Source organism: Chamaesiphon sp. VAR_48_metabat_135_sub (assembly GCF_031418915.1).
Taxonomy (GTDB): Bacteria; Cyanobacteriota; Cyanobacteriia; order Cyanobacteriales; family Chamaesiphonaceae; genus Chamaesiphon.
Genome location: NZ_JANOJV010000114.1, coordinates 1 through 10,819 on the forward strand (window position 1 = coordinate 1; position 10,819 = coordinate 10,819).

Here is a 10,819-nt window from a genome sequence, read left to right on the forward strand (position 1 = left end):
AGCGGAATCAAGCATGTATGCTTTGGGGCGAACGATTATCAATTTCCGTCGTCGCATCGAACAAATGCAGGATCGGCTAAATAATTGCACTCCAGATCCAGAAGGATTGAGAGAGTTTTTATTCGAGCATTATAAGTTCAGTTCGACTGGATCTAGTAAATCAAATAAATCATCTGACCAATTGGAACTGTGGGATCGAGAAGATGAGGAAGACGATGATGATGAGCTAGAAGCCGAGCCAAAAATAGAAAAGCGGCAAAAACTTAAAACCTCGATCGAGCAAGCTACTGATGGTTTAGATATCGCCGCTGCAAACAGAATTCATCAGCTATTATTAGATTATTGCGATAGCGATCTCGCACATCTGGTCGAAATTCAAAAGTTGCTAACCACCGAATTTATTAAAGACCATAAGCGCGAACAAGTTACGCAAAAAGTTCGCGAACTAACTGCTCAAGGACATAAGGTATTATTAATTTCCACCTTCTCTGATACCGTCATCGATTACTTTAGCTACATGGCAAAAGATCGAGATATTGCGGATGCTGGCATCGGGTTAGCGATCGGTAGTATCAAGCAATATTATAGTGATGATAAAGTAACTACTTTCACTCAACACCATGCCTGTAAAGGCGATCGATGTAGCTCCAATCTCAAACGCAAAGAACTATTTCGATTATTTGCCCCGATCGCGACTTGTAAAAATCCTGTGGATCGACCACAACCCGATCGCGAGATTGCGGTCTTAATCGGCTCAGAAACCCTCTCGATCGGTCAAAACCTCCAAGATGCCAATTATCTCATCAACATCGATCTACCGTGGAATCCAATGATGCTGGAGCAAAGGATCGGCAGGATCGATCGACCCAAACACCAACCAACCGCAAATATCTACATTTACTATGCAAATAGTGAAAGCCAACTACTACGTCAAGCTACTCGCCTTAACAATCTCAACCAAAAATTAGTCGGCGATTTAGCCCAGCCCAGCGAAGATATCCGCGAACTTGCCAGCATGAGTAATTTGGGTGCTTCTGTGTATGGTGACACCCGTTTTGATGACACAATTCTGCCTGGTTATGTAGAGTTTATTCATAGCTTAGTAACAGCCAGGAGTCTCGAACAGGAAAGTTTGCAAGAACAGGCTGCCCGCAAACGAGATACCGCCCAAAATCTTTACACCCAACAAGAACTTTTGTATGCCAGTGATATCCAGAAACTAATTACTAGATTAGGTACAGATTATCAAGCTAATCCAATCTCGATTGGGCATCAAACTGGCAGCTCAGAACCCAGCGGACTTTTAGCTTTAACACTGAAATATTTTGGCCCCAATGGTGAATCAATTCCCGATCTCCAGCGACAAATTTTTTGGAACGATCTCACATCAGATCGAGATGGTTTTGGTAATGCGATCGCGATGGCAATTCGCACGACAGAATTTCACCAAACCACTTCCACTCATCAGACTTTAGCCTGCATGATAGCAATTTATCAAGAGCTAATTAACTTCAAACAAAGCTTAGTTACAGATCTAAAAATATCTAATTTAAACGATACCTTCGGCAGGCAATGCCAACGAGTCAATATTAGTTCAGATCGATTAAACAAAATCAATAGTCGGATTCAAAAGTTAGAGAGCTTACCGCAGGGACTCACTAGACAACATATCAAACAAGCTCTACGGCTGTTGAATGATTGGAAGCAAAACAAAGAAGTTCAGCAGATTCTCCGCGACTATACAGAGGGTGACAAATCTCAACTGTCGATCGAGGAATACACCACTAATTTAGTCTATGACACGATGAACCAGGGTTTAATTCCGAAAGCAGAAATCCAGGCTGTCGATCTGAGTTTATCGCTAGATGCTATGTTGCTCAGAGTTATTTTTTAAAGTCTCGATCGATAAATGGCTACAACTGGCTAGACATGTGCGGTTTCGGTAGAATGGATAGGTGCCAAACCGCTGCAAATAAATAATGCCTCTATTTTCCTATCAGGTTCGCTGGTTCGATCGTTTAGCAGACATCCGACAAGATGATTGGGATGCCCTGGCAGTGCCGTTAAAGACTCCATTCCTGGAGTGGGAATGGTTGAATACGTTAGAGACTTCTGGCAGCGTCACAGCGGAAACTGGGTGGCTCCCCAAGCATTTGAGCGTGTGGAAGGGGCAAACTTTAGTTGGGGCTGCGCCTTTATATGTCAAGGGGCATAGTTATGGTGAATTTGTCTTCGATAATCAGTGGGCGGAATTGGCGCAGCGGATGGGAATTAGGTACTATCCCAAGTTGGTGGGGATGAGTCCGATTACTCCGGCGGAGGGTTATCGATTTTTAATCGCAGAGGGCGAAGATGAAGCGGCAATTACGGAATTGATGGTGCGATCGATCGATGAATTCTGTACCAATCATCGCTTATCTGGGTGTCACTTTTTATATGTCGATCCTGAATGGCGATCGCAGATGAATGAATATGGGTATAGTACTTGGATCAATCATAATTATGTCTGGCAAGATCGGGAGTATCAAAATTTTGATGATTATTTAGGCGGATTTAATGCCAACCAACGCCGGAATATTAAACGCGAGCGAAAATCTGTTAGCGATGCGGGGTTAAATTTAACTACGGTGACGGGAGATGAAATTCAGCCGCAGTTATTTTCCCAGATGTATGATTTTTATGCCGATACCTGTGATAAGTTTGGCTGGTGGGGAAGTAAGTATCTGACTCCCGAATTCTTCGAGCAGCTCCATCAAAATTATCGCCATCGGGTGGTGTTTGTGACGGCGACGGGGGTAGATCCCTCGATCCCTGTGGGGATGTCTTTTTGTATTACTAAAGGCGATCGATTGTACGGTCGTTATTGGGGCAGTAGTGAGGATGTAGATTGTCTCCATTTTGATGCTTGCTACTATACCCCGATCGAGTGGGCCATTCAAAATAATATTAAAATTTTCGATCCTGGGGCAGGCGGTAGACATAAGAAGCGGCGAGGTTTTCCGGCGACGGCTAATTATAGTCTCCATCGGTTTTATCATCCCCGCTTCGGGCAAATATTGCGCGATTATCTGGAGGAATATAATCAGTTGCAACAGCAGGAGATTGTATCGATCAATGAAGCTTTACCAATGAAAATTACTCAATCCTCGATCGATTAGGGGTGTGGGAAGTGTGGGATGAGAATGGACGCACTTGCTCCAAATTCACTATTCAGTATCCACTGTCTTGATTCGCTAAACCGTCGGGGAATAAAGGCGTGCCCGAATCGCTATCCACTATTCACTACTCCTACTGACGATCGCACCCCCGATCTCAGAGAGTATTTATCCCTAAAAATCTCGATAATTAGATAAAAATCGATACAAATCACAACTAAATAGGTTAGTCTAGATCTAAATATAATTATTTTGTGTTTGAGTTATGACTTTATTAACTAATAATTTAACAACGATCGATAGTCAACTGTCCCATCGCCATATCGATCTCGATCCAGAAGGTTACTTGATTATTTATCTCGATCGAGAAGCTGGATTAATCTGTGCCAAGCATTATACTAATGTCATCGACGATCGCGGTCTGGCAGTTGACCCCGAAACTGGTAAAGTAATTCCCGCCAAAGGTGGTGTCGCTCGGACTAGTACCACTCTATTTACCGGACGAACTGCTAAGGAATTATGCGTTAAAGTCATCGAAGAAGCTCAACCTTGTCCGGTGACGATGTTGGATCATGCAGCTTATTTAGGACGAGAATTCGTCCGCGCTGAAATTGCTTTACTTTCTGGATCGGAATATATTCAAGATTAAGTTAGTGGATAATTGATAGTTCTTTCTGACTCCGGCTACTGGCTATTAGCGCAATAACACAGTCTGTTATCGCACCAATAACCAATCCCTGATAACTAATCTTGATTTTGATACCACCACCAAGTTGCCATCGGAATTACGGTAGCAGCAATTAAGAGTCCAATCACGATAATCAGAAAATTCGTGCGGTTGGCATCAGTTTCTTCTGCTTTTAAATAAGTTCTCCCAACTTCTGGTGTAGATATAACTTTTGGTGGCCCAGGATCTGCTTGTCCTGATAATACTGCACCAAGTCGATCGGTCGCATCACTAAAAGCCTGATTATATTTATTCCCACTGCGTAGAGGTATACCCATTGTTTCCGAGATTGTACTAGTCGCAATTGCGTCTGTCAGGGTTGCTTTAACATCAGTGCCAGTTTGAATACCGATGGTATTGGTGACATTATCCAAGACAATTAGTGTTTGATTGGCTTGTTCGGCTGGCGTTGCAAACCATTTTTTAAACAGTTTATCTGTAAAAGTTTGAATGGTATCGCCGTAATCGAGCCGATGAATGGTGACAAACCGGACTTCTTTGCCCGTCTGCTGGGCAAGTTTTTCTAATGTACCTTTAATATTACCTTGGGTAGATAAACTCATCACATCCGCTTTATCGACAATCCAAGTTGGTACACCTGCGGAGACAACCGGAACTTCGTAAACAGCAGTGGCACGAGCGGGAAGCGCGAATATCCCGATCGAGATCGTCGTAATGATGAATAATAACAGGATTTGACGGAGACAAGAACGAATATATGACACGATCTTTTTAGATATAATTATGTGTCTTAACTTTAACAGAATCAGATCCGCGATCGATTAAATTATGGAAGAGGGGGAGTTGGGGTGTGGGGGAAATGATGAGTATTTCCTTTACCCTAAAGCCTAAATTCGGAGATTGAGCTGTTGGAGGACTGGGGAATTAGACACGATCGAAATCGTCGCGGGATATAATTGTCCAGGAGTAGAAATATCATAAGCACCTAGAGCGAGATCGGCAAATTCATAGCTACCATCAAGGTTCGAGTTCGTCGATCGACGAACTCCAGTACCATAGAGATCGATTGCAACTACTTCGACATGGGGGAGTGGTTTCCCCAACGAGTCAGAAACAACCCCTGTCACTGTATAGATCGGAATTAAGGGGATGGGAATTGTAGTGTAGCTACCAAGCGCAACATTGACGCGGAGGGATTCGGGCGGTTTACCTGTCGCGCTGGAGAGAAAACTGCGCCAATAAGCGGGAAGATGAGTGGGATTGAGATCGAGTCGATAGCTACCAGGTGCTGCTCTGACCTCCACGCTATCGGCTAGTTGGGTTGTCTGAGTGAGATTGAGTGGCTTATTGTCGAGGGTGATTAGTTCGGGATGCCAGTATTTCTCTTCGTCTGGGTCTTGTTTGCCATTACCATTGCGATCGAAAAATGGTTTAATAGTAATCCCACCGCGAGTACGGAGATCTTCTACCCGCGTATTCGCCACTTGGATTCCACCTTGAAGATCGATGGTAGATTGCAATTCTAGTGAAAAATTCGCCCGATTGGTAAACGCCGAAATGCCCTGGTATTTGCCCATTAACTGCAAGCCTGGAGAGAACTTCACCCCAATCCCCATATTTGCACCGCGACCGAATCCACTCCAGCCGTAGCCCAATTCTGATTGGAGTGTGGTAGATTGGTACCGCCAGAGTAATTGACCGAAGGTCGTCGGTAAAATCGATCGAGTCGATTGATAGTTAGCGACTAGACTCTGAGTCGTACCAGTGGGTGCGGGGAGTTGATAACTTACTTCCGAATTGAGGCTGATTTCATTTCCCTGCAATCCAATCAGCCAATTATTTTGTTGGTGACTGGCACTCCAGCGCAAGAAAGATTTACTGTCGAAAGTACCTTGGATACTGCTAGTGCTCTTCGGTGCCACACTAAAACTATAGTTACCACCGATCGCGACCCCCGACAAACTATCATATTTACTAGTCGCCGTAAATGTAGGTGTCAGCAGCCAATTAAGATCGGCACGACTGGATAATTTATCGCTACTAAAATTGGCATTAAAAGTCGGTGTTGGTTTATAGCTCATGCTACTCACCACATCCCAGCGATTCCCCGTTACTGCCGATACAGATGCTTGGAGCGGGATACCTGTAGGTTGCCAAAATACCTCACTCAAACCCCGTACCGCGATCGGATCGTAAATGATCCCATTCCCAATTGTCAAAGATTCGCTAATCCCCCGTCGATAAGCCAAGCCTCCCTGCAACCCATCGAACTTACCAAGAAACTGATTTGTCCCCCGATTATAATTCACCCCCGCCGAAGCAATCCACGCCCCAGCTCCTACTGGTAATTGCCCTGGCACCGTCGTAAACGTCACATCTTGCACTTGCGGATCTGCGGTGAGTTGTCCGCTGGGATATAGTAATAGTCGATAATTATTGCCAAATTCTCCCTCCTTACTCACCACGACATTCTCGAACCGAAACACGCCCGAACTATCTACCAAAATTTGCCCGACGACATCGGTATTAAAACCCCGCACTAGTCGCACCACCGTTCCTGGCTGCGCTCTTCCAGCCACAGTTCGCCCCAATTGACTCGATTGCAACCGCTCATTCGGCACAAAATCGCCCCCAGAAAGTGATGTCGGTGGCGTGAAATCTTCCCGCTGAATCGTCGTCACACCCCAATAGGCACCTGTCGGACTGCCTTGTCTGCGCCAAAACGGACTTTGAGAACCGGAAATCCAGTCAGTACTGGGACTTTGATTGATGACGACAGCTTCGCTCAATCCCCAAGTCAAAAGATTGGCAAGTTTGGGTTGCTCGACACGTAGATACCAACTAGAGCCGAAAACTGTCCCAACTGCTTTAAATTCACCTTGAGTATTGAGTTGATTATTGGCCGAACCACTCAGATTAATCCGCTCCTGAACTGCACTTAAATTAGCTATAGGTGGATAAATAGTAGCTAATCCATCTAAACTCACTGGTGGAGTTATTACTGCAAGTTGAGAGGGATTTTTGGGCAAGGTGTAGCTAAATCTGAGGGCTACTTCGCGAGCGTCAAAGGTAATTTTAATCCCTGGTAATTTTTGGAGATCGCCAATGGTAATTGCTTTTCCCAATTGAGGATGCGATCGCAATTGACGCGGATTAAATCTAACTAAGAGATAAGAAGAAGTGAGTTCTAATTCTCCACTAGATAATTGTCGTTGTTGAATTTCTAATAGTTTGAGCGTGTCATCAAAAGGGAGTAGCCATCCTTCTAAATTAATGGCGCGTTGGCTCTGGGTGTCGATCGAGCCTTCTATGCTAATTTGCTGAGAGAGTAAATTATTGACGATCGCATTAATGCGATTAACGGTGCTGTTTTGAGGATCGACAGGTTGCGATGATTCACTAACTAATTTTAATGGGATCGCGATCGCACTAACCGTTCGTATAGTTCCAGAAAATCCGCACCATAGGATAACCTGCATTACCAAACTAATGTGAGGGCGAGGACACTTCCATCGGGATATCAGATTTTTTGGCGTAGCCTTTCCCTTAGAAAATCGCAAGCAATATCCAAAATAAGAATCAATTAGATTTTATCAGAAGATCCTCTCTGCTGATACCGTTTCCCCTGCATCATTTAATAACATCACCAAAATCTGTAAGGGTGCCCTATCTTGACGCACTCTCCGCCAGGAGATATAAAAACGCCGCTTAATGGGTGCCCTTCCCATCTCGAACATAGCAATCAATATCCCCCAACGACAGGATCTAGCCAATCCAGTATTTCGCGTTTGAGTTGATGTAAATCGCGGTGAACTTCTTGCTTAATCCACTGTCCGATCGCATCAAACGGCGTAAAAACTTGCGAATTAATTGACAATTGAAAATCTTGTCCTAATGGCGTGAGATGAGTACCATTAATAATCTGGGTTGAAACTTTCCCTGGAAAGATTTTGTTTAAGGTTCGATCGAGCGTATATGATTGATCGATCGTGTCATTATTAAACTTGACAATTAGATTGCGACGGACATCATAATAATCGGCAATTAAATCGAGAGTTTCTTGGGGATTGGGTGAAAATTCTACATTGAATTCTTGAGGCATTTGACCCATCAAAGGTACCGCATCACGAGCCGAAAAATTATTAAATGAAATTAGAATATTTCCCGATCGATTAACGTCATACATACTACCAATTAGCAGATGTAGCTTAGAACCCATACTATGTCCCATCCCATACACGGGTAGAGAATTAGGAGGTAAATACCGACGTTTTTGGAGCAATTCTAATGTATCTTCAAAACTATTATAGACCTCACTCGCGATCGATCGATGATCGAAAGTATTAATAAATGGGGTCGCAATAGTTGCATACCCTTGTTTTCCTAAATTTTCCAGCAACAGTCGATAAGTAATATGCGGAGCCGCCGCCACAAATGCACCACCCAAGAAATGGATGACTGCACGCGGCTGACGCGGAATATAAACCCAATTACCAGAAATTTCTTGCCAATTCATTCTTTCAAAAAGGGGGGGATCGATAAATTTACGAAAAGCCTAAAGCCTAAGCCCTAAAGCCGATCTTAGAAATAACCAAAAAAGCTATCGTAGTCGAGATCGCTATCTTCATTATTGTAGGGAGTTCGATCTGCAAATTCATTAGGTGTGCGTTCATCGCTCCATCCCCACCAGGCTGTTCCGCATTCACAAAGATAAAATTCTTGCCATTTCCGTTTGCGATTTTCGACAAATACGGGCGAACGACGATCGATCCAAGCAGCAGTAGCGGCTGTAGAGCTAGCGTGACAACTAGGACAGCAAAATCCGCGAGCGTGAGTTGCTATTTCTCTCCAATCTGGTGGGGTAGGGCTAAAAGCTTCCATGTATGATGTTAAATATGCGGATAGTGTTTTTGGTAACAATGATATTAAGAATTAGCGAGCTAGCCAAAAGTAGCCCTGGCGTAACTCGACACTTCGAGGAGCTTCAGTGCATTGCTACGCTCATCACAAGTAGCTGCTGGGCAGATCGAGACTATAGTTACACGAGCTACAGATAAATACTTGTCGATCGCTATAATAAGTAGTTTAACGAGGATCTGTTGAGTCTAGTTAAATTGGTAGGATCTAAACAAACAAATAAATAACACCTAATTTTAGAAGAACTAATTAAATTCTTATGACAACTTTTGATACCCTCGCTGACGCTCCCGATCTCACCGCTGATGACTATATCGTCGTCGGTGTGGCTACCTGCTTCTTCCGTGACGATGATGGGGTTCACGAACTCAAAGTAATCGAACCCATCCCTTCCTCCGCCTTAGAAGCCCTGATTAAAGGCATTCCCACCTCTTATGAAATCGCTGCCGCCACTACTCTGGGCGCACTCATCGCTGGCGATACCCCTCAAATTCCTGCTAGTTTCCCCGCAGACTGTCAACTGGGCAACGAATTTGCCTATCGTTGTATAGCATCAGCCCGCACCTACAAACGCCGCCCTGAAGCCACAGCGCATATCCTTCCAGGTGATATCTATAATAGCTTCAACTACTCCACCGAGCGGAAGCGGGTGCTCAATGCCGATCGAGTCGTCACTAAAGACGATAATGTCAAACAACACGCCTATACTCACCAGAAACTCTAATTTTAACTGGTTGTTAGCAACATCAGCGATCGCTAATTAATCGCTGATGGTGACAGTGTAACAGTTTGATGATGTAGATTGGATCGATCGACCTTCAAACTGGATACATTGGCAATTTTCCTACACGCACCTGTTTGACATAATGGACGAATCTGATTCAGAAAGATTAATTTTACTGATCGATGACGATCGAGATCGCGCTCAATTAATTGAAACTGCGCTGCAATCTTTCCAGCATCGCGTTATTACGATCGCGGATGGGATCGAAGCGATCGATTTTCTCAATCGCCGTGGTGATTATCTGGATGCACCGCGTCCAGATCTGATTTTGCTAGAGTTGAATTTACCTGGCAATGAGGGGCAAGATCTACTCGCTAAAATTAAGGCAGAACCCCAGTTGCGGCGAATCCCGATCGTAGTCTTGACAACTGCGGCAAGTGAGGCGGATATTTTCAGCACTTATCTGCTGCAAGGCAATTGCCACATTGTTAAATCTACCGATCTCGATCGATTGCGTCAAATTGTCCAACGGATTGAAGAATTTTGGTTCGGAATTGTGACATTACCTGTAGCGTAATTTTCGCTCGAATGACTATTTTCATTAAAAAATTATAAGTTTTGCTGAGTAAAGCAGATTATTGTATTGTTTCAAAAACGTTGGTAATGGTTGAGTTATGCTTTGAGAGCTAGACCGACAATCCACGCCCAAAAAAGGTAACGGTTCTTCACAGCATCAGCGTCTGCCTTCACTAACGAGGTAATATTTATGACAGGCATTAGTCTCGGCACTCCAGATCTTAATCTCACCAGCTTGAAACAGCCGTCGATTAATATCTTGACCAAAATTCAGTCTCACGGGGTGTTGCTAGTTCTACAAGAGCCGGATTTGACGGTGATTCAAGTTAGTAATAATACGTCAATGGCATTTGGACTGTCACCAGATCGGGTGTTGGGACAGCCATTAGAACAGATTTTAGATGCTTTTCAGGTAGACCAATTTCGAGAGGGCTTGGCAGCCCAAAATCTTGATTCGATCAATCCGAGTAAGGTGTGGGTACGGAAATCTGGGGATGATTATTTGGTATTTGATGCGGTTTTTCATCGCAGTCCCGACGGATTTCTGGTGCTAGAATTGGAACCAGCCCAGACGAATGAAACTATTCCGTTTTTAAGTTTTTATCATTTAGCGAAAGCCTCGATCGGTAAATTAGCGGCAACGGCTGATTTACACGCCTTCGGTCGGATTGTGGTCGGTGAAGTCCGCAAGGTGACTGGATTCGATCGAGTCATGCTCTACAAGTTCGACGATGATGGGCATGGCGAAGTAATTGCCGA

General features: G+C 44.1%; 9 protein-coding genes and 1 pseudogene. 6 read left to right on the forward strand and 4 right to left on the reverse strand.

Annotated elements, in window-relative coordinates; genetic code table 11:
• From RMO55_RS08295 to RMO55_RS08305, 3 genes are all read left to right on the forward strand, one after another.
• A partial coding sequence (locus tag RMO55_RS08295) for a C-terminal helicase domain-containing protein (RefSeq protein WP_310425710.1) occupies nucleotides 1-1,894 on the forward strand: 1,894 nt, incomplete at its 5' end.
• A gap of 85 nt (nucleotides 1,895-1,979) precedes the next feature.
• On the forward strand, nucleotides 1,980-3,158 hold the full coding sequence (locus tag RMO55_RS08300) for a GNAT family N-acetyltransferase (protein ID WP_310425711.1): 1,179 nt from the start codon (nucleotides 1,980-1,982) through the stop codon (nucleotides 3,156-3,158).
• 262 nt (nucleotides 3,159-3,420) lie between these two features.
• Entirely contained in the window at nucleotides 3,421-3,804 is a 384-nt protein-coding gene (locus RMO55_RS08305) for a DUF4346 domain-containing protein (RefSeq protein WP_310425712.1), read from the forward strand.
• Nucleotides 3,805-3,899: 95 nt separating this feature from the next.
• On the opposite strand, the gene psb32 is transcribed toward RMO55_RS08305, so the two are convergent.
• The 4 genes from psb32 to RMO55_RS08325 all read right to left on the reverse strand — a co-directional run bounded on the left by psb32 (nucleotide 3,900) and on the right by RMO55_RS08325 (nucleotide 8,724).
• Complete coding sequence (gene psb32 / locus RMO55_RS08310; RefSeq protein WP_310425714.1) at nucleotides 3,900-4,607, reverse strand: photosystem II repair protein Psb32; 708 nt, start codon at nucleotides 4,605-4,607, stop codon at nucleotides 3,900-3,902.
• A 123-nt stretch (nucleotides 4,608-4,730) separates the two neighbouring features.
• The gene (locus tag RMO55_RS08315; protein ID WP_310425716.1) at nucleotides 4,731-7,322 is read right to left on the reverse strand and encodes a carboxypeptidase-like regulatory domain-containing protein; all 2,592 of its coding nucleotides are present in this window, start codon (nucleotides 7,320-7,322) and stop codon (nucleotides 4,731-4,733) included.
• 263 nt (nucleotides 7,323-7,585) lie between these two features.
• Nucleotides 7,586-8,359, reverse strand: a complete 774-nt coding sequence (locus tag RMO55_RS08320; RefSeq protein ID WP_310425717.1) for a DUF1350 family protein — start codon at nucleotides 8,357-8,359, stop codon at nucleotides 7,586-7,588.
• 65 nt (nucleotides 8,360-8,424) lie between these two features.
• Nucleotides 8,425-8,724 (reverse strand): hypothetical protein, encoded by a 300-nt coding sequence (locus RMO55_RS08325; RefSeq protein ID WP_310425719.1) that lies wholly within the window; start codon nucleotides 8,722-8,724, stop codon nucleotides 8,425-8,427.
• A 295-nt stretch (nucleotides 8,725-9,019) separates the two neighbouring features.
• Between RMO55_RS08325 and RMO55_RS08330 the strand changes: the two genes are divergently transcribed.
• From RMO55_RS08330 to RMO55_RS08340, 3 genes and pseudogenes are all read left to right on the forward strand, one after another.
• The gene (locus RMO55_RS08330; protein WP_310425721.1) at nucleotides 9,020-9,484 is read left to right on the forward strand and encodes a hypothetical protein; all 465 of its coding nucleotides are present in this window, start codon (nucleotides 9,020-9,022) and stop codon (nucleotides 9,482-9,484) included.
• A 142-nt stretch (nucleotides 9,485-9,626) separates the two neighbouring features.
• Nucleotides 9,627-10,061: a response regulator gene (locus tag RMO55_RS08335; RefSeq protein ID WP_310425722.1), complete on the forward strand. Its 435-nt coding sequence runs from the start codon at nucleotides 9,627-9,629 to the stop codon at nucleotides 10,059-10,061.
• Between the two features lie 189 nt (nucleotides 10,062-10,250).
• A pseudogene (locus tag RMO55_RS08340) lies at nucleotides 10,251-10,819 on the forward strand (cyanobacterial phytochrome A); the annotation flags it as partial.

Coding starts and splice junctions, on each gene's coding strand:
- RMO55_RS08335 (WP_310425722.1), top strand. CDS start 9,627: ATGGACGAATCTGATTCAGAAAGATTAATTTTACTGATCGATGACGAT.
- RMO55_RS08300 (WP_310425711.1), top strand. CDS start 1,980: ATGCCTCTATTTTCCTATCAGGTTCGCTGGTTCGATCGTTTAGCAGAC.
- RMO55_RS08330 (WP_310425721.1), top strand. CDS start 9,020: ATGACAACTTTTGATACCCTCGCTGACGCTCCCGATCTCACCGCTGAT.
- RMO55_RS08305 (WP_310425712.1), top strand. CDS start 3,421: ATGACTTTATTAACTAATAATTTAACAACGATCGATAGTCAACTGTCC.
- RMO55_RS08315 (WP_310425716.1), bottom strand. CDS start 7,322: ATGCAGGTTATCCTATGGTGCGGATTTTCTGGAACTATACGAACGGTT.
- RMO55_RS08325 (WP_310425719.1), bottom strand. CDS start 8,724: ATGGAAGCTTTTAGCCCTACCCCACCAGATTGGAGAGAAATAGCAACT.
- RMO55_RS08320 (WP_310425717.1), bottom strand. CDS start 8,359: ATGAATTGGCAAGAAATTTCTGGTAATTGGGTTTATATTCCGCGTCAG.